The sequence below is a fragment of the Variovorax sp. J2P1-31 genome, from assembly GCF_030317215.1.
Classification (GTDB): domain Bacteria; phylum Pseudomonadota; class Gammaproteobacteria; order Burkholderiales; family Burkholderiaceae_C; genus Variovorax.
This window is the reverse complement of record NZ_JASZYA010000002.1, coordinates 352687-369584: the sequence shown is the minus strand read 5'-3', so window position 1 is coordinate 369584 and position 16898 is coordinate 352687. Positions and strand designations below refer to the sequence as shown.

Annotated in this window: 20 protein-coding genes; 11 read left to right on the top strand and 9 right to left on the bottom strand. The window is 70.1% G+C overall.

All coding sequences use genetic code 11. The features are described from left to right. Window positions 1-101: 101 nt before the first annotated feature. The 5 genes from prpC to QTI20_RS12840 form a co-directional block, all read right to left on the bottom strand. Window positions 102-1280 carry a bifunctional 2-methylcitrate synthase/citrate synthase gene (gene prpC / locus QTI20_RS12860; protein ID WP_286551367.1) on the bottom strand — a complete coding sequence of 393 codons (1179 nt, stop codon included), beginning with the start codon at window positions 1278-1280 and terminating at the stop codon, window positions 102-104. Next, window positions 1277-1672, bottom strand: coding sequence for an acyl-CoA thioesterase (locus QTI20_RS12855; protein ID WP_286551366.1), 396 nt, complete (start codon window positions 1670-1672; stop codon window positions 1277-1279). Before QTI20_RS12855 ends, prpC begins: the two co-directional genes overlap by 4 nt. Before the next feature lie 172 nt (window positions 1673-1844). Continuing rightward, window positions 1845-2765 carry a LysR family transcriptional regulator gene (locus QTI20_RS12850; protein ID WP_286551364.1) on the bottom strand — a complete coding sequence of 307 codons (921 nt, stop codon included), beginning with the start codon at window positions 2763-2765 and terminating at the stop codon, window positions 1845-1847. Between the two features lie 75 nt (window positions 2766-2840). Beyond that, on the bottom strand, window positions 2841-4280 hold the full coding sequence (locus QTI20_RS12845; RefSeq protein ID WP_286551363.1) for an aldehyde dehydrogenase family protein: 1440 nt from the start codon (window positions 4278-4280) through the stop codon (window positions 2841-2843). Window positions 4281-4313: 33 nt separating this feature from the next. Beyond that, window positions 4314-5045, bottom strand: coding sequence for an iron-containing redox enzyme family protein (locus QTI20_RS12840; RefSeq protein ID WP_286551362.1), 732 nt, complete (start codon window positions 5043-5045; stop codon window positions 4314-4316). A gap of 259 nt (window positions 5046-5304) precedes the next feature. Between QTI20_RS12840 and QTI20_RS12835 the strand changes: the two genes are divergently transcribed. From QTI20_RS12835 to QTI20_RS12815, 5 genes are read left to right on the top strand one after another with little or no spacing between them, the layout of a single operon-like run. Next, window positions 5305-5610, top strand: a complete 306-nt coding sequence (locus QTI20_RS12835; RefSeq protein ID WP_286551360.1) for a 2Fe-2S iron-sulfur cluster-binding protein — start codon at window positions 5305-5307, stop codon at window positions 5608-5610. A gap of 19 nt (window positions 5611-5629) precedes the next feature. Beyond that, window positions 5630-5956 (top strand): ferredoxin, encoded by a 327-nt coding sequence (locus QTI20_RS12830; protein WP_286551359.1) that lies wholly within the window; start codon window positions 5630-5632, stop codon window positions 5954-5956. After that, a complete protein-coding gene (locus QTI20_RS12825; protein WP_286551357.1) occupies window positions 5953-6270 on the top strand; it encodes a 2Fe-2S iron-sulfur cluster-binding protein in 318 nt (105 codons plus the stop codon). Before QTI20_RS12830 ends, QTI20_RS12825 begins: the two co-directional genes overlap by 4 nt. After that, window positions 6267-7040, top strand: coding sequence for a ferredoxin--NADP reductase (locus QTI20_RS12820; RefSeq protein ID WP_286551355.1), 774 nt, complete (start codon window positions 6267-6269; stop codon window positions 7038-7040). Before QTI20_RS12825 ends, QTI20_RS12820 begins: the two co-directional genes overlap by 4 nt. Before the next feature lie 35 nt (window positions 7041-7075). Next, complete coding sequence (locus QTI20_RS12815) at window positions 7076-7894, top strand: alpha/beta fold hydrolase (protein WP_286551353.1); 819 nt, start codon at window positions 7076-7078, stop codon at window positions 7892-7894. A 20-nt stretch (window positions 7895-7914) separates the two neighbouring features. Here QTI20_RS12815 and QTI20_RS12810 read toward each other — a convergent pair whose 3' ends face one another. Beyond that, window positions 7915-8313 carry an NIPSNAP family protein gene (locus QTI20_RS12810; RefSeq protein WP_286551352.1) on the bottom strand — a complete coding sequence of 133 codons (399 nt, stop codon included), beginning with the start codon at window positions 8311-8313 and terminating at the stop codon, window positions 7915-7917. A 45-nt stretch (window positions 8314-8358) separates the two neighbouring features. Between QTI20_RS12810 and QTI20_RS12805 the strand changes: the two genes are divergently transcribed. From QTI20_RS12805 to QTI20_RS12785, 5 genes are read left to right on the top strand one after another with little or no spacing between them, the layout of a single operon-like run. Continuing rightward, window positions 8359-9333, top strand: a complete 975-nt coding sequence (locus tag QTI20_RS12805) for a tripartite tricarboxylate transporter substrate binding protein (protein WP_286551350.1) — start codon at window positions 8359-8361, stop codon at window positions 9331-9333. A gap of 7 nt (window positions 9334-9340) precedes the next feature. Beyond that, on the top strand, window positions 9341-11065 hold the full coding sequence (locus QTI20_RS12800; RefSeq protein WP_286551349.1) for an acetolactate synthase catalytic subunit: 1725 nt from the start codon (window positions 9341-9343) through the stop codon (window positions 11063-11065). After that, on the top strand, window positions 11062-11844 hold the full coding sequence (locus QTI20_RS12795) for a 3-ketoacyl-ACP reductase (RefSeq protein WP_286551345.1): 783 nt from the start codon (window positions 11062-11064) through the stop codon (window positions 11842-11844). The genes QTI20_RS12800 and QTI20_RS12795 overlap by 4 nt, the downstream gene beginning before the upstream one ends. Window positions 11845-11862: 18 nt before the next feature. Then, a complete protein-coding gene (locus tag QTI20_RS12790) occupies window positions 11863-12861 on the top strand; it encodes a zinc-dependent alcohol dehydrogenase (protein WP_286551344.1) in 999 nt (332 codons plus the stop codon). Then, window positions 12858-13409, top strand: coding sequence for a VOC family protein (locus QTI20_RS12785; protein ID WP_286551343.1), 552 nt, complete (start codon window positions 12858-12860; stop codon window positions 13407-13409). The genes QTI20_RS12790 and QTI20_RS12785 overlap by 4 nt, the downstream gene beginning before the upstream one ends. 10 nt (window positions 13410-13419) lie before the next feature. Here the strand turns inward: QTI20_RS12785 and QTI20_RS12780 are convergent, their stop codons facing one another. The 3 genes from QTI20_RS12780 to QTI20_RS12770 are packed head-to-tail and all read right to left on the bottom strand — an operon-like array spanning window position 13420 to window position 15991. Then, window positions 13420-14334, bottom strand: a complete 915-nt coding sequence (locus QTI20_RS12780; protein ID WP_286551341.1) for a LysR family transcriptional regulator — start codon at window positions 14332-14334, stop codon at window positions 13420-13422. A gap of 35 nt (window positions 14335-14369) precedes the next feature. Then, a complete protein-coding gene (locus QTI20_RS12775; RefSeq protein WP_286551340.1) occupies window positions 14370-15335 on the bottom strand; it encodes a Bug family tripartite tricarboxylate transporter substrate binding protein in 966 nt (321 codons plus the stop codon). Further along, window positions 15332-15991: a flavin reductase family protein gene (locus QTI20_RS12770; RefSeq protein WP_286551338.1), complete on the bottom strand. Its 660-nt coding sequence runs from the start codon at window positions 15989-15991 to the stop codon at window positions 15332-15334. The genes QTI20_RS12775 and QTI20_RS12770 overlap by 4 nt, the downstream gene beginning before the upstream one ends. A 71-nt stretch (window positions 15992-16062) precedes the next feature. On the opposite strand from QTI20_RS12770, the gene QTI20_RS12765 reads away from it, so the two are divergent. Beyond that, window positions 16063-16887: an IclR family transcriptional regulator gene (locus QTI20_RS12765; RefSeq protein ID WP_286551336.1), complete on the top strand. Its 825-nt coding sequence runs from the start codon at window positions 16063-16065 to the stop codon at window positions 16885-16887. Window positions 16888-16898 lie beyond the last annotated feature (11 nt).

The following is a 16898-nucleotide window of genomic DNA, read 5'->3' as shown; positions in this document are numbered from 1 at the left end:
TTTCTGGAATCAAGGCTCGGTTCTTGGTCGGTGCGGGAGTCGTTGTGCTGCACGACTTTGGCACGGCGCCGGATCGCCGCGTGGGCATCCAGCGCCACGCTTCAGCTGCGCGCCCCGATCGGCACGAACACCAGGTCTTCCGGACCGGTGTAGTGGGCGCTCGGCCGGATGATCTTGTTGTCGACGCGCTGCTCGATCACGTGGGCCGCCCAGCCGCTGGTGCGGGCGATCACGAAGAGCGGCGTGAACATGGCCGTGGGCACGCCCATCATGTGATAGCTCACCGCGCTGAACCAGTCCAGGTTGGGGAACATCTTCTTGACCTCCCACATCACCGACTCGAGCCGCTCGGCGATGTCGTACATCTTGGTCGAGCCGGCATCGTCGGACAGCTGCCGGGCCACGCCCTTGATCACCACGTTGCGCGGGTCGCTGACCGTGTAGACCGGGTGGCCAAAGCCGATCACCACTTCCTTGGCCTCCACGCGCCGGCGGATGTCGGCCTCGGCCTCGTCGGGTGCGTCGTAGCGCTTCTGAATCTCGAAGGCCACCTCGTTGGCGCCGCCGTGCTTGGGGCCGCGCAGCGCGCCGATGGCGCCGGCGATCGAGGAGTACATGTCGCTGCCGGTGCCGGCGATCACGCGCGCGGTGAAGGTCGAGGCATTGAACTCGTGCTCGGCATACAGGTTCAACGAGGTGTGCATCGCGCGCACCCAGGCCTCCGAGGGCTTCTCGCCGTGCAGCAGGTGCAGGAAGTGGCCGCCGATGGAGTCGTCGTCGGTCTCCACCTCGATGCGCTTGCCCTGGGTGCTCCAGTGGTACCAGTACAGCAGCATCGAGCCCAGCGAGGCCATGAGCCGGTCGGCGATGTCGCGCGCGCCGGGCAGGTTGTGGTCGTCCTTCTCGGGCAGGATGCAGCCCAGCGCCGAGACGCCGGTGCGCATCACGTCCATCGGATGGGCGCCGGCGGGCAGGCTCTCGAGCGCGCTCTTCACGCTCGCGGGCAGGCCGCGCATGGCCTTGAGCCGCGCCTTGTAGGCCTTGAGCTCGGCGCGTGTGGGCAGCTTGCCGTGCACCAGCAGGTGCGCGATCTCCTCGAACTCGCAGACCTCGGCGATGTCCAGGATGTCGTAGCCGCGGTAGTGCAGGTCGTTGCCGGTGCGGCCGACGGTGCACAGCGCGGTGTTGCCCGCGGTCACGCCCGACAGGGCGACGGACTTCTTGGGTTTGAAGGCGGCCGCCGGTGCGGCGCGCTCGGTCGTGGGGGTCGTGGGGGTCATGCGGTTTCCTTGTCCAGGTAAGAACGGTCGATGGCGGCGGGGCGTCCGGCGGCGTCGACCGCCACCATCTCGAACACGCCCTTGAGAACTTCTTCCACGGGAATGCCGGGGCGGTCGGCCAGGCCGGTCACGCACACGGTCATCGAGCTGCGGCCGATGCGGCTGACCCAGGCGCGCAGGGTGAGCTGGTGGCCCACCGGCACCGGGGCGAGGAAGTCGGCGCGCGTCACGCCGGCCATCACCACCTCGCGCTGCGCCAGCCCGCGCGCGGCCAGGAAGGCGGCCTTGGTCATGAGCTGCAGCCCCTGCCCCGCGAACAGCGTGCCGCGGTGATTGGCATGGGCGGGCAGCACCAGTTCGTGCAGCGCGGTGGTTCCAGCGGGTGGGTTCATGGCCTCGCAATCTACGCAAAGGCCTGCATCGACGGAAGGACTGAAAAGGCGAATCTGTGCGAAGTGAAATCCGCGAATTTGCGAAGCTTGCGAATTGGCAAAGGCCGCTCGGTCAGGCGGCGGGCGAAGCGTCGATGCGGCACGGCGGCGCTTCAGCGCCCGCCCGCGCGGCTCACTTGCGCGCGTCGCCCGCGCTCAGCACGCGCCGGATCTCGTCGGCCACCAGGTCGATCAGTGCATGGGTGGCGGCACTCAGCGGCCGGCGCTTGTGGCTCACGCGCACCACGTGCCGCACGATGCGCGGCGACAGGATCGGGCAGACCGACAGCGTGCCCTCGTTGACCGCGCGCTGCACCACGATGCGCGGCAGGATGGTGGCGAAGCGCGTGCGCTCCACCAGCCGCACGATGGTGCTCAGCACGTCGATCTCGAACTTGGGCGCGAGCACGATGCCCTCCTGCCGGGCGGAGGCTTCCAGCACGCCGCGCAGGCCATGCCGGCGCGTGGGCAGCACCAGGTCCAGGTCGAGTTCGGGCAGCCGCGCGAGCCGCACGTTGGCGGGCAGCCGGGGGCCGTGCTCGGCGCTCGTGACCAGCAGCATGTCTTCCTCGGCCAGCGATTCGGTGGCCAGCGAGAGCTTGGCGCGCGGCTCGTTGATGATCGCGACGTCGAGCTGGCCGCTGGTCACCCAGTCGATCAGCATGGCGCTGTAGCCGACCGAGACCGTGACCTCCACGTGCGGGTAGGCTTCATTGAAGCGCGACAGCGCCTCGGGCAGTACGCTCTCGGCCACCGAGGAGATCAGGCCCAGCGACACATGCCCCGTGACCACCTCGCTGCGCTGCGCGAGCTGTTCGCGCGCGTTGTCGATGTCGCGCACGATGGGCAGGAACAGGCGGTACATGAGCCGCCCGTGCGCGGTGGGCGCCATGCCGCGCCGCTTGCGCTCGAACAGCGGCTGGCCCAGCTCTTCCTCCAGCTTCGCGATCTGCATGCTCAGCGTGGGCTGGACCACGTCGAGCCGCTTCGCGGCCTGCGTCATCGAGCCGTCTTCGAAGAGCGCGAGAAAGTACTGAATCTGCCGGAGGTCCACGCGGGCCTTGTGGTGTGAGATCGCCCGGAGGCGCGGGTGGAGCGCGATTGTAGAAGGCGCCCGCGCAGCCTTGGCTCAGGCCGTGCCCACCTGCTGGTAGATGTGCTTGATCTCCTGGAAGTCGATCAGCGCGTCGTAGCCGTGCAGCCGGCCGAGGCCGCTGCGCCGGTAGCCGCCGGTCTCGGCCTCGGCGAAGAGCTTGTTGTGGTCGTTGATCCAGACCGTGCCGTTGCGCAGCGCGCGGGCCACACGCATCGCGCGCGCGCCGTCGCGCGTCCAGACGCTGGCCGACAGGCCGAACTCGGTGTGGTTGGCGCGCACGATGGCCTCGCGCTCGTCCTCGAAGCGCTCCAGCACCAGCAGCGGGCCGAAGATCTCCTCCTGCACGAAGAAGGCCCGCGTGTCGCGGTGCGCCACCAGCGAAGGGTGCACGAAGTTGCCTTCGCGCCGGCCGCGCAGCAGCACCGCATCGGCCGCCTGCAGCGCATCGTCGATGCGCTGCCCCACCAGCCGGGCCGCGTCGGCGTCGATCAGCGGCCCGATCTGCGCGCCCTCGACCAGGCCCGGCGCCACGCGCTGCGCGGCCAGCGCCGCGGTCAGGGCCCGCTGCATGGCGTCGTACTGGCGCGCATGCACCAGCACGCGCCGCGCGGCCGTGCACTGCTGGCCGCTGATGATGGTGGCGGCCACCGCGATCGCGGCCGCGGTCTGCTCGATGTCGGCGTCCTCGAACACCAGGCAGGCCGACTTGCCGCCCAGCTCCAGCGACAGCTTCTTCATGGTGGGCGCGGCCGCGGCCATGATGCGCTGGCCGGTGGCGTTGGAGCCGGTGAAGCTCAGCACGTCCACCTCGGCGCTCTCGCTCAGGTACTGCGCCACCGCATGGCCGTCTTCGCTCACCAGGTTGACCACGCCGGGCGGCAGGCCCTCGCAGGCGTGCAGGGCCTCGATCACGCGCGCGGTGATCAGCGCCGTCTGCGGCGCGGGCTTGATCACCGTGGTGCAGCCCGCGGCCAGGGCCGGCGTCAGCGAACGGATCAGCAGCACCACCGGCGCGTTCCACGGCACGATGATGCCGGCCAAGCCCGCGGGCTCCTTGAGCAGGGTCGAGTAGGCGCCGGGCTCGACCTCGAACACATGGCCCGGCATGTAGCGCGTCAGGCCCGCGTAGTAGCGGATCTCCGACACCGCACCCGCGATCTCGCCGCGCGACTGCGCCAGCACCTTGCCGTTCTCGCGGGTCAGCAGCTGCGCCAGCGCTTCGGCCTGCGCCTCCAGCCGGTCGGCCCAGCGCAGCATCACCAGTTGGCGCAGGCGCGGGTTCTGCGACCAGCCCGGCAACTCGAAGGCCCGGCGTGCCGCGGCCACGGCCGCTTCGGCATCGCCGCGCTCCGAGGCCGCATGGCGCCCGAGCGGCGCGCCGTCGGCCGGGTCGTGGCGGTGGCCCCATGCGCCGCCGGCCGCGGGCTGCCAGCGGCCGTCGATGAGGTTGAGGGCGTCTTGTTGGATGCTCATGCTGTGTCGATGTGGGTGCGGGAATCGGAGGCTTCAGTCGACCAGCGCGGCCGCTTCCTTCTCCAGGTCCTGCTGGACGTACACGCGGAAGAGCTCCGCGGTGTAGAGCAGGCGCATCTGCGCGCCGACCTCGCAGGCCTTGAGGCAGGCGGCCTGCAGCTCCGGCGTGTCGGCATGCTCGATCACGATCTGGTAGCCGCGCTCGCCGTGGATCTCGTCGGACACGATGTGCAGGTCGAAGAACTCGACCTCCTCGTCGGTGAACTTGTACTGGTCGCGCAGCGTCGGCGCCTGCTTGCGGTAGATCGAGGGCACCTGCGATTCCAGCCCCACCACGATGCCGGCCACCGCGATGATCGGGTTCTCGCGCATGGCCATCGAATAGCACCAGCTCTGCAGGCCGCGCGTCGAGGGCAGCATGTTGTCGGGGTCGGTGACCCGCGCGCGGGAGGAGCCGCAGGCTTCCGCAAAACGGATCAGCAGGTCGGTGTGGCGGTCGCCGCCGATCTCTTCCTCGTACATGTTGGCCAGCATGAAGTCCTTGACCTCGAGCAGATGGGCCGGCGTGCGCGCGTAGATGAAGCCCAGGTAGTCCGCGAACGGGCCCACGTAGTGGTAGTGGTTCTCGGCCCAGCGCGCCAGGTGGGCGCGCGAGAGCCGGCCCTCGGCCCAGGCGATGCTGAACGGCGACTTGTTCGCGCTCTTGCCTCGCACCTTTTCCTCGAGTGCGTGGCGGAAATCTTCCTTGCTCATCAATGCGGTCATGGGGTGGTCCTTCGTGGGTCTGAACTGAGGTCCGCGGCCACCGGGGGCGCGCGGCACGGGGCCCTTGGGGGGCTTGGCGTGATCCTATGGATTGGCGATGCAAACCGTCTACTCCTATCAATGCTTTTGATGTCTCGCATCGGCGGCGCTGATGTGGTTTGACGCGCGCCGGGCTTCGCTTCGACATTAGCCCTCGAGCCCTGGCGCCGACCGATGCGGCCCGAGCGCCCCACCCCGCGACCCATGGAACCGATTGCCCATGCCCAAAGTTGTGATCCGTAAAGACGGCCAGTGCCACGAAGGCGAGGTGCGGCCCAACACCAACCTGGTGGTGCGCGCCGGCATCAAGCAGTTCCCTTTTCCGCACCTCGACTACGGCTGCGGGATGGGCAAGTGCTCCAAGTGCATGTGCAGGGTCCTGCGCGGCGCCGAGCACCTGGCCGAGCCCAACTGGAAAGAGAAGAAGCAGCTCGGCGAGCAACTCGATGCGGGCTTCCGGCTGGCCTGCCAGCTCTGGATCCACCACGACATCGAGATCAGCCAGGGCGAGACCGCGCCCACCTGACATCCCACCGACCTTTCCCATGGCCTCTGCATACGTGATCCTCACGAACAAGGACGGGCAGTTCCGGACCGAACTGTGCGACGGGCTCCATGCCGTCGAAGCCCACGACTATTTCTTCTGCGGCCAGCGGCGCGCGCGCTTCGTGATCGCACAGCTGCTGCGGCCGGTGAAGGTCGCGATCGTGGAAGACGGCGATCCGCCCCTGCGCAATCTCGTGCCCTCCAAGTTCCTGCCGGGCTTCGACACGCTCGAGGCCGCGCGCGAGGAACTGTCGCAGCTCGTGAACTTCGGGACCCTGGACGTGCGCCTGGTGCACATCGACGCATCGGAACTCGACCGCCCATGATCAGCATCACCTTCATCACCAACGACCACAAGGTCCTGACCGCGCCCGAGAACAGCAACCTGCTGCGGGTCTCGCTGCGCGGGCAGGGCGGCATTCCCTTCAAGTGCGGCGGCGGCCTGTGCGGCACCTGCAAATGCCGGATCGAACGCGGCCTGGAACATGCCGACACGGTGAAGCCCAAGGAGCGCAAGCACCTGTCGGAGGCCGAGCTGGCACAGGGCTACCGCATGGCCTGCCAGACCTTCGTCGGCGGCGACGTCAGCGTCTCCTGGTCCCCCGCCCCTTCCCCCACCCGAAACGGCAGCGCCCCATGACCGACCCCGACAGCTTCTCCGTCCGCGTGCTCGCACGCACGACCGTCGCCACCGACACCGTGGCCTTCTTCCTCGAGCGCCCCGCGGGCTTCGCGTTCGAGGCCGGCCAATTCGTCAGCGTGCAGCTTGCCGGCTTCGACGTCCCCGAGGACGGCTCCGACGACGGCGAGCGCATGCTGTCGATCGCCAGCGCACCGCACGACCCGCAGCTGATGATCGCGATGCGCATGCGCGACACGCCCTTCAAGCGCCACCTGTCGACCTGCGCGCTCGGCAGCGAAGGCGCCAGCGTGCTGCTGAGCCCGGCGATGGGCGACTTCGTGCTGCCCGCGGACCCGAGCCGGCCGCTGGTGATGCTGGCCGGCGGCATCGGCATCACGCCCTTCTACAGCATGCTGCGGCACCTGCAGCACGAGGCGGCATGCGGCAAGGCCACGCCGCCCGTCACCCTGCTCTACGGCAACCGCACGCCCGATCTCGCCGCCTGGGGCGACGAACTCGCGCGGCTCTGCGCCGAGCTGCCATTGCTGCGCGTGGTCCATGTGATCGCCGAACAGGGCGAGGCAGCACCGCATGGCGGCGCGATCACGCCGTCCACGCGCAGCGGGCTGATCACCGCCGAGCTCATCCAGCAGGAAGTGCCCGACTGGCAAGCCTGCCACTACTACATCGTCGGACCGACCGCGATGGTCGCGGCCATGCAGGACGGCCTCGACGCCTGCGGCGTGCCGCCGGAGCAGGTGGCGATCGAGTTCTTCGCCGGCTATTGAGCCGCCCCTTTGTCCAGCACTTCAGGACGCTTTCCATGCAGACCCTCTCGGAGCTCATCCCCCTGCCCTCGGCCGCCGGCCAGATCGCGGTGCATCGCCACGGCGACCCTCGCGCGCCGGCCGTGTACATGGCGCACTCCATCCTCTCGAGCAGCGCCATGTGGACGGCACAGGCGGCGCTGCTGGCCTCGCGCGGCTGGCAGGTGCTGTGCGCCGACACGCGCGGCCACGGCGACTCGGTCGCCCACCAGCCGCCCGCCACGATGCAGCAACTGGTCGACGACACGGTCGCGGTGCTCGACGCACTCGGGCTCCAGAAGGTGCACTACGTCGGCCTGTCGCTGGGCGGCATGAGCGGCTTCGGCCTGGCGCTGGCGCATGCCGACCGGCTCGAGAGCCTGTGCCTGTGCGCCGCGCGCGCCGACATGCCGCCCGAAGCCGCGGCGCCCTGGGACGAGCGCATCGCCACCGCCGAGCGCGAAGGCTGCGCCGCGCTGGCCCAACCGACGCTGGAACGCTGGTTCGGCCGCGCCTTTCTCGACGCGCATCCCGACACCGCGCAGCGCCTGCTGCAGGTCGCGTCGTCGACCTCGGTGACGGGCTTCGTGGGCTGCGCGCGCGCCATCCAGGGGCTGGACTACCTCGCACGCGTGCACGAAATCGCCCTGCCCACCACCTTGATCGTCGGCGCCAACGACGGCGTGCTGCCGCAGGCCATGGCCGACATCCAGCGGCGCATGGCCGGCTCCGTGCTCGAAGTCATCGCCCAGGCCGGGCACCTTCCGAACATCGACCAACCCGCCGCCTTCGACGCCGCCCTGCTGCGGCACCTCGGAACGCCCGAACGGCGCTGAGGTCCGCGGGCCGCGCAGACTCAGTCGGCGCGCTCGAACAGCGACGCGAGCAAGCAGCCCTTCTGGCTGGCCAGCAGTGGCCCGTCCTCTTCGGACGCGGCCTTGGCCCGCCGCCACTCCTCGTTCGCTCCGAAGGCCGCCCAGGCCGCGGCGTGCTGGGCCTCGCTGTCGAAGCGCACGATGTACCAGAGATCCCCCTGCGGTGCGCCTGGCGCGAACACCGACACCACATGGATGCCCAGACGCTCGAAGATCGGCAGCGTGGTGGACAGGAAGCGCGCGCGCAGCGCATCGGCCTTGATGCCAACGGCCCCGCATGCCGCCATCTGTGACGGATGTTCATCCTCGTGATTCCGCGCGACGGCTCGAACCCGGCGCGCGATCTCCGTAGCATTTCCGGGCCGCTTCGACAGTGCCATGACAGGGCCTGCGTGGCGGCCATTCAACAACGGAGACCCGCCCACATGACCCTCTTTCCCGCCCGTTCCCGACCATGGCGCCAAGCGCTCGGGGCCTTCCTGCTCGCGCTCTTCACCACCGCCGCCTGCGCGGAATGGCCCGAGCGCGAGATCGGTTTCATGGTCCAGTTCGGCCCCGGTGGCACCACCGACCTGGTGAGCCGCGCGCTCGGCGTCGAACTGTCCAGGGAACTGGGCAAGCCCGTGATCGTGCTCAACCGTCCCGGCGGCCAGGGCACGGTGATGGGCGGGCTGCTGGCCCGCGCCCAACCCGACGGCTACCAGATCGGCATGCTGTCTTCCGGCATGTCCACCTGGCAGCTCGTGACCGACACGCCGCAGAAGGTCAAGGACTTCAGCTCGATCGCCAGCGTCGGCCGCTACCTGTACGCGATCGTGGTCAACGCCGACTCGCCCTACCGGCACATCGACGACCTGATCGCGGCCTCGAAGAAGGCCAAGGGGGGCCTGAACTTCGGCGCGCCGAGTTCGGTCAACACGCTCGGCATGCTGCTGCTGGCGCAGAAGACCGGGCTGCAGTTCGAGACCGCCAACTACCGCTCGGGCTCCGACTCGGTGGTGGCGCTGCTGGGCAAGCAGATCGACGTGGTACTGCAGAATCCCACCGACTTCATGCCGCACGTCCGGAACGGCAAGCTGCGCGCACTGGCGGTGGCGAGCGAGACGCGGCTGCGCGAACTGCCCGAGGTGCCTACGCTGCGCGAGCTGGGCTACGACGTGGTGACCGACGTCTACTTCGGCGTCGGCGGGCCCGCCAACCTGCCCGAGCCCATCCGCAAACGCCTCGAGACGGCCACGCTCAAGGTGGTCAACGATCCGGCCTTCCAGGCCCAGTTGCGCGACACCTACGGCATCGAGCCGGCACCGCTCACGGGCGCGCAGTACCGCGTGGTGCTGGAGCGCTCGCAGGACGACGTCGCCAAGCTCAAGAGCCGCTTCCCCAGTTCTTCCCCCAAGTAGGTTTTTCATGTCCATTTCCGAACAGAACGGTGGCAGCGTGGCCGACCGTGTGGCGGCGGCTTGCCGTCGCCATGGCGTCGAAGTCGTCTTCGGCCAGTGCAACCCCGTGCGCTTCCATCTCGCGGTGCCCAAGCAAGGCATGCGCAACATCGGCTACCGCACCGAGAACGCGGGTGGCGCCATGGCCGACGGCTATGCGCGCATCAGCCGCCAGACCGCGGTCGTGACCGCGCAGAACGGGCCGGCCGCGACGCTGCTGGTCGCGCCGCTGGCCGAGGCGCTCAAGTCCTCGGTGCCCATCGTGGCGCTGGTGCAGGACGTGCCGGTGGCGCTGCGCGAGCGCAATGCCTTCCAGGAGTACGACCACCTCAAGCTGTTCGCCGGCTGCGCCAAGTGGGTCGGCCGCATCGACACGGCCGACCGCGTCGACGAATGGGTCGACATGGCCTTCCGCGCCGCGACCAGCGGCCGTTGCGGGCCGGCGGTGCTGCTGCTGCCCGTGAACATCGCCGACAGCGAGGCCACGGACGCGCCAACGCGTCGCGCAAACAACGGCCGCTTCCCGCTCGATCCGGTGGTGCCGGCCCCCGAGCGCGTACGCGAGGCCGCGCGCCTGCTCATGGCCGCACAGCGCCCGCTGGTCATCGCCGGCGGCGGCGTCCACCTCTCGGGCGCGGCGCAGACCCTGGCCGCGATGCAGGAGCGTTTCGGTCTGCCGGTCGCGACCACCATGATGGGCAAGGGCGCGGTGTCGGAGCTGCATCCGCTGTCGCTCGGCGTGATCGGCAACGTGCTCGCGGTCGGTGCGCCGGCCTACGAGGCGCGCTCGCTGATCGCCGACGCCGACGTGGTGCTGCTGGTGGGCACGCGCACCGCCGCCAACGGGACCGATACCTGGGCTCAGTACCCGCGCCACGCGCGCTTCATCCACCTCGACATCGACCCGGTGGAGATCGACCGCAACTACGAGGCGCTGCGCCTGGTCGGCGATGCGCGGCTGGGCCTGGAGGCCCTGGCCGAGACGATGGCGCACCATGAACCTGGCCTGCGCAATGCGGGACGCGCCGCACTGCAGGAGCGCATTGCGTCCTCTCGCTCCGAAGCGCGTCGGCTGCAGCAGGGCGTGCGCACCGAGGACCGACTGCCAATCCGGCCCGAGCGCCTGATGCACGAACTCGAGCAGTTGCTGCCGGCCGAGGCGATCGTCACGGCCGACGCCAGCTACGCCTCGGTCTGGACCACGCTCTGCCTCACGGCACGCCGCGCGGGCGACCGCTTCCTGGTGCCGCGCGGCCTGGCCGGCCTGGGCTGGGGCCTGCCGCTCGCGATGGGGGCGCAGCTCGCGCAACCCCGCGCGACCGTGGTGTCGGTGGTGGGCGACGGCGGCTTCGGCCATGTCTGGAGCGAACTCGAGACGATCCGGCGCCACGGCATCAAGCTGGTGCTGCTGGTGCTCAACAATGGCGTGCTCGGCATGCAGGAGGACATGGAGGTGTTCCGCTACGGCGGCCGCACCGACACCCGCTTCGAGCGGGTGGACCACGCCGCGGTGGCGCGCGCCTGCGGCCTGCACGGTGTCACGGTCGAGGCGCCGGGCGCGCTGCGCGCCGCGCTGCAGGACGCCCTGGCCGCCGACCGGGCAACGGTGATCGACGTCATCGTCGACCCGGCGGCCTGCCCGCCGCTCACCGCCTACAGCAGCCGGCCGAGCCAGCTGGGCGGTGGCAAGTGAGCGCGCCCACCGACCGCCCGGTGGCCCTGGTCACCGGCGGGCGCCAGGGCATCGGCCGCGCCTGCGCGCTCGCACTGGCCCGCCAGGGCTTCGACCTGGTGCTGGTCGACCTGCACGACGACGAACGTGCACGCGTCACGCTGGCCGAACTGCGCGCGCTCGGCGCCCAAGCCGATCTCCGAACGGCCGACATCGCAGACCTGACAGGCCACGCGACCCTGGTGACCGATGTGTTCGCACTGCACGGACGCGTCGACTGCCTGGTCGACAACGCCGGCGTGGCCGCGCGGCCGTTGAAGGACGTGCTGGACATCACGCCCGCGGACTTCGACCACAACTTCGACCTCAACATCCGCGGCACCTTCTTCCTGACCCAGGCCGTCGCGCGGCGCATGCTCGAAGACCCGGCGCCGCGGCCCTACCGCAGCGTCATCGTGATCTCCTCGATGGCGGCGCACTATGCACGGCTCAACCGCTCGCAGTACTGCATGTCGAAGGCCGCGGTGGCGATGATGGCGAAGGTCATGGCGCTGCGACTCGCGCCGCACGGCATCCATGTGCACGACGTCCGGCCCGGCTTCATCCGCACCGAGATGACCGGTTCGCTCGACACCGGCCCGCAGGACGCGCGCATCGCGAGCGGCGAGGTGCCGCTGCGGCGCTGGGGCGAGGCCGAGGACGTCGGCCGGCTGGTTGCGACCCTGGCCGCCGGGCTGGTGCCCTACGTGACCGGCGAGCCCTTCGTGATCGATGGCGGCCTGCGTGCCAACAGTGCCTGAGCGGCAGACAGGACCACCATGCTTGCATTGCGAAAACTGGCGCCCGGCTTCGGCGTCGCGCTGGCCGAGGCCGCCGCACCACAGACGCCGGCGCCCGGCGACGTCCTGATCGAAGTCGAGGCCGCCGGCATCTGCGGCAGCGACCTGCACATCTACGACGCCAAGGGTTCAGCCTACGATTTCCTGTGGCCGCGGCTGCCGCTCACGCTGGGCCACGAGTTCTGCGGCCGCGTGGTCCGGCTCGGCGAAGGTGCGCCGGCCGGACTGCTCGGCCGGCGCGTGGTCGCGCTGCCGGTCGGCATCGGCACGCAGCGCGACGGCTGCTTCGCGCCCTGGGTCACGGTGCCGGCCGCCCACTGCCTGCCGATCCCCGACACGCTCGACCGCGAACTCGGTGCGCTGATCGAGCCGCTGACGGTTGCGCACCATGCCATTGCCTTGTCGGAAATCGCGGCCGGCCAGCGGCTGCTGATCATGGGCGCGGGCGCCATCGCGCAGGGCGCGGCGCTGTTCGCGCGCCTGGCCGGCGCACGCCAGATCGTCGTCACCGGCCATGCCGACACGCACCGCTTCGCCGTGCTGCGCCGCATGGGCTTCGACACGCTGGTCGACCGCGCCGAGGCCGGCTCGGAACAGCGGCTCGCGGCCCTGGCCGGCGAGGGCTTCGATGCGGTGATCGAGATGACCGGCGTGGCCTCCACCGTCGACGAGGGCCTGGGCCTGCTGCGCCGCCAGGGGGTGCTGGTGGCCACCGGCATCCACCCGGCGCCGGGCGCGATCGACATCACGCGCCTGGTGCGGCGCCAGCTGCAGCTGCGCGGCAGCTACGGCAACACGCGCGAGGGCTGGCAGCAGGTGATCGACACCGTGGCCTCGCACCCGGCGCAGTTCGCGCCGCTGGTCACGCACCGCTACGCGCTGCGCGACGGCCTGCAGGCCTTCGAAGCGGCCTACAGCCGCGTCGCGACCAAGGCCCTGCTCTTCCCCCACTCCTTCGAAACCCGCACCCCACGATGAACGACTTCCTTTTCGGCGGCCGCCCCGAGACCGCGATCCAGGCCGGCCATGTGGTCGAGGACATCGACCAGGCCATGGCCAGCTTCAGCGCCCAGCTCCGGGTCGGGCCCTGGTACCGCTTCCGCACCTCGCAGCCGCGGCCCGGCGCGTTCTACCGCGGCCGCGAGGTGAGCCACGACCTGTCGATCGCGCTGGCCTTCCACGGCACCCTGATGCTGGAGCTGATCCAGCAGCACGACGACCAGCCTTCGGTGTTCCGCGACGGCGTGGCGCGCCGTGGCCACGGCTTCCACCACTGGGGCATCGGCACGCGGCAGTTCGATGCGCGCGTGGCCGAGGAACAGGCGCAGGGTCGCGAGGCGCTCTACACGGCGCGCACCGCGCGCGGCGCACGCATCGCCTACTTCGAGGGCGCCACGCCGCTGCACGCGATGAAGGAGCTGATCGAGATCACCGACACCAGCGAGGCCTTCTATGCCGGCATCGCGCGGCAGGCGCGCGACTGGGACGGCCGCACGCTGCTGTGGCCCGGGCCGCAGGCGGCCTGATCCGCGCGCTTCAGCCCGGCGGCAGGAAGCCGGGCGAGGCCGCGATGCGTTCGCGCAGGAACTCGATGAAGGCCGTGGTGCGCGGGCTCGGGTTCTGGTTGTGCGGGTAGATCGCCCAGATCGGATCGTGCTCGGGCTGCGCGTCGCTGTCGAGCAGGGTCACCAGCGCGCCGCTGGCGATGTCCTGCTCCACCACGTAGTAGGGCAGTTCGGTGATGCCCACGCCGGCCACGCACAGGCGGTGCAGCATCTCGGCCTGGTTCGAGGTGATGTCGCCATCGACCGAGGCCGGCTTGAGCGGCGACTCGGCGCGCAGCCCCCAGTGGATGTCATGCGTGCGGATCGAGAAGTTGAGGCAGTTGTGGTCCTTCAGCGCCGCCGGCGTGGCCGGCGTGCCGCGGCGCGCCAGGTAGGCCGGCGCGGCGCAGATCACGTGCTTGGTCAGCCCGATCTTGCGCGCGAAGTACGCGCTGTCCTGCAGCGCCCCCAGGCGGATCGCGAGGTCGATGTTGCGCTCCACCAGGTCGACCCGCTCGGCCCCCAGCTGGATGTCGATCCTGATGCGCGGAAAGCGCCGCACGAACTCGGCGATGAAGGGCACCAGCGTGTAGCCGAAGCTGGGCAGCGTGTAGATGCGCAGCCTGCCGCTCAGCTCGGCCGTGAGTTCGCTGAGGCTGCGCTGCGCATCGTCCATCGCCTCCAGCACCCGGCGCGCACCGACGATGAAGACCTCGCCTTCGTAGGTCAGCTGCAGCGAGCGCGAGGTGCGGTGGAGCAGGCGCGCACCCAGCCGCTCCTCCAGGCGCGAGATCGCCTTGCTGACAGCCGAGGCGCTGAGGTCCAGCTGGCGCCCGGCGGCCGAGAAGCCGCCGCTTTCGACCGCGCGGACGAACACGGCAAGCTCGGAGAAACGGTCATGGGACATGGCGCGAGCTTAGCGGCGCCAGGGCGCGCCGTGCCTCACTCGGGCACGATCTTCGCCGCCGCCGCGGTGCGGCGCCACAGCGCCACCTCGGCGTCGACGAAGCGCGCGAAGGCTTCCTGCGTGTCCACGAAGACCTCGCCGCCGGTGGCCTCGACGCTCTCGCGCTCGGCCTCCGCCGCCTTGCGTGCCATCCGGTTGAGGTAGGCCACGGCCGCCTCGGGCGCGCCCTTGCGCAGCCACAGGCCGCTCCAGCTCGTCATCTCGTAGCCGGGCAGGCCCGACTCGGCCACCGTCGGCAGTTCGGGCAGCACCTTGAGCCGCGTGCGGCCCGAGGCCGCCAGCGGCACCAGCGTGCCGGCCCGGATCTGCGTGAGGCTGTTGAAGATGTCGACGAACATCACGTCGCAATGCCCGCCCAGCAGGTCGTTGAGCGCCGCTGTCGCGCTCTTGTAGGGCACGTGCAGCAGCTTGACGCCCGCCATCTGCTGGTAGAGCTCCATGCCCATGCGGCCGGCCGAGGTGCCGGCCCCGAAACTGATCTTGCCGGGCTCGCGCCGTGCCAGCTCGGTGAGCTGCGCGATGGTCGACACCCCGAGGCCGGGCCGCGCCACCAGCAACGAGGGCAGCCGCCGCGTGCTCCCCACGGGCACGAAATCCTGCAAGGGGTCATACGGCAGGTTCTTGATCAGGAACAGGTTCGCCACATGGGCATTGGAGGTCGCGAGCACCGTGTAGCCGTCCGCCGGCAGCCGCGCGACCTCGGCGGTCCCGATCGAGCCGCCCACGCCGGCCTTGTTGTCGACCACCACCACCTGCCTGCTGTCGGCCGTGATCTGCTGCGCGATTGCGCGCGCATTCAGGTCGGTGCCGGTACCAGCCGCCCATGGCACCACGATGCGCAGTGCCTTGCTCGGATAGTCGGCGGCCCGCGCCGGCAACGTGGCCGTCGACGCCGCCAGTCCGCCAGCGGCGGCGACGCGCAGCATCAGGCGCCTTCTCATTTCATCGCCTCCTGCATGTACGGCACGGTGTCCAGGCCCTCGAAGTCGGGCCGCACCACCTGGAACTTCGACTCGACGGTCACGTAGTCGAGGTAGCCGACGCGCGCCAGCGGCTTGATCTTGAGGATGTCGAGCACGCCGTCGGCGTCGATCACGTCCTCCTGGATGTGCACGCCGATCACCTCGCCGATCAGCAGGTAGGTGCTGGCCTCCGGCGTGTTGGCCGGGATGTAGAGCGACTGCCGAAGCCGGCATTCGAAATGCACGGGCGAGGCCGCCACGCGCAAGGGCTTGACCCGGCTCGAGGGCACGGTGGGAATGCCCAGCTGGCTGAACTCGTCGACCTCCGGCCCGAAAGCCTGGGCCGAGGACACCACCCACTGGCGCAGATCGTAGGTGGCCATGTTCCAGACGAACTCGCCGGTCGCCAGCGCATTGGCGGCGGTGTCCTTCATCGAGCCGTCGGGCCGGCAGTTGACCGCCACCGTCACGGTCGGCGGGTCCCAGGTCAGGTTCTGGAACTGGCTGTAGGGCGCGAGGTTGTGCACGCCCTGCGGGCTGACGGTCGAGATCCAGCCGATGGGTCGCGGCACGCAGCAGGATTTGAAAGGGTTGTAGGGCAGGCCGCTGGCGGTGCGGCCGGGTTCGTAGAACATGGTGGGTCTCCGGTTTAATAGGGACGTCTAAGATATGGATATTCCATTCGTATCTCCATCGATGTTTCGCTATGTCATCCAACAAGAATCAAACGCCGCCATCGGTGCGGCGCGTGCTGGCCGAAGACGCCGACTTCGGCGGCGATCGCCAGTTCGCCACCACGCTGGCGCGCGGCCTCGCGCTGCTCAAATGCTTCACGCCCGCCCGGCCGACCCTGGGCAACCGCGAGCTGTCGGAACAGACCGGGCTGCCGAAGGCCACCATCTCCCGCCTCACCTACACGCTCTGCGCGCTGGGCTACCTGCGCAACGTGCCGGACTCGCAGCGCTACGCACTGGGTTCGGCGGTGGTGTCGCTGGCCTATCCGCTGCTGGCGAACATCGGGCTGCGCCAGGCCGCGCGCGCGCCGATGCACGAGCTCTCGGCCTCGGTGCGCGGCTCGGTGTCGCTGGCGATCCGCGACCGGCTGGACATGGTCTTCATCGAGGTCAGCCGCAGCCGCTCGGCCTTCTCGGCACGCATCGCCGACATCGGCCTGAGCTACCCGATCGCGGCCACGGCCATCGGCTGGGCCTACCTCGCGGCCTGCCCCGCGACGGAGCGGCAGGCGCTGATCCACGAGATCCGGCTGCGGCAGCCGGCGCTGTGGGCCCAGTACGAGCCCAACATCCGTGCCAACCTGAACTTCTATGCCAGCGCCGGCTTCTGCGCGAACCACGGCGAACTCCGGCCCGAGGTGGCCGCGGTCGCAGCGCCCTTCGACACCACGCCCGAGGGGCGCCAGCTGATCTTCAACTGCGTCGTGCCCACTTTCCGCTGCACTCGGGAAGACCTGGTGCACGACATCGGCCCTCGGCTGGTGAACATGCTGCGCAGCCTGCGGCTCGCCCACTGAACGCCGCGCCA

Coding starts and splice junctions, on each gene's coding strand:
- QTI20_RS12830 (WP_286551359.1), top strand. CDS start 5,630: ATGGCCTCTGCATACGTGATCCTCACGAACAAGGACGGGCAGTTCCGG.
- QTI20_RS12815 (WP_286551353.1), top strand. CDS start 7,076: ATGCAGACCCTCTCGGAGCTCATCCCCCTGCCCTCGGCCGCCGGCCAG.
- QTI20_RS12820 (WP_286551355.1), top strand. CDS start 6,267: ATGACCGACCCCGACAGCTTCTCCGTCCGCGTGCTCGCACGCACGACC.
- QTI20_RS12800 (WP_286551349.1), top strand. CDS start 9,341: ATGTCCATTTCCGAACAGAACGGTGGCAGCGTGGCCGACCGTGTGGCG.
- QTI20_RS12845 (WP_286551363.1), bottom strand. CDS start 4,280: ATGAGCATCCAACAAGACGCCCTCAACCTCATCGACGGCCGCTGGCAG.
- QTI20_RS12770 (WP_286551338.1), bottom strand. CDS start 15,991: ATGTTCTACGAACCCGGCCGCACCGCCAGCGGCCTGCCCTACAACCCT.
- QTI20_RS12825 (WP_286551357.1), top strand. CDS start 5,953: ATGATCAGCATCACCTTCATCACCAACGACCACAAGGTCCTGACCGCG.
- QTI20_RS12810 (WP_286551352.1), bottom strand. CDS start 8,313: ATGGCACTGTCGAAGCGGCCCGGAAATGCTACGGAGATCGCGCGCCGG.
- QTI20_RS12805 (WP_286551350.1), top strand. CDS start 8,359: ATGACCCTCTTTCCCGCCCGTTCCCGACCATGGCGCCAAGCGCTCGGG.
- QTI20_RS12780 (WP_286551341.1), bottom strand. CDS start 14,334: ATGTCCCATGACCGTTTCTCCGAGCTTGCCGTGTTCGTCCGCGCGGTC.
- QTI20_RS12835 (WP_286551360.1), top strand. CDS start 5,305: ATGCCCAAAGTTGTGATCCGTAAAGACGGCCAGTGCCACGAAGGCGAG.
- QTI20_RS12785 (WP_286551343.1), top strand. CDS start 12,858: ATGAACGACTTCCTTTTCGGCGGCCGCCCCGAGACCGCGATCCAGGCC.
- QTI20_RS12775 (WP_286551340.1), bottom strand. CDS start 15,335: ATGAGAAGGCGCCTGATGCTGCGCGTCGCCGCCGCTGGCGGACTGGCG.
- QTI20_RS12765 (WP_286551336.1), top strand. CDS start 16,063: ATGTCATCCAACAAGAATCAAACGCCGCCATCGGTGCGGCGCGTGCTG.
- QTI20_RS12855 (WP_286551366.1), bottom strand. CDS start 1,672: ATGAACCCACCCGCTGGAACCACCGCGCTGCACGAACTGGTGCTGCCC.
- QTI20_RS12840 (WP_286551362.1), bottom strand. CDS start 5,045: ATGACCGCATTGATGAGCAAGGAAGATTTCCGCCACGCACTCGAGGAA.
- prpC (WP_286551367.1), bottom strand. CDS start 1,280: ATGACCCCCACGACCCCCACGACCGAGCGCGCCGCACCGGCGGCCGCC.
- QTI20_RS12790 (WP_286551344.1), top strand. CDS start 11,863: ATGCTTGCATTGCGAAAACTGGCGCCCGGCTTCGGCGTCGCGCTGGCC.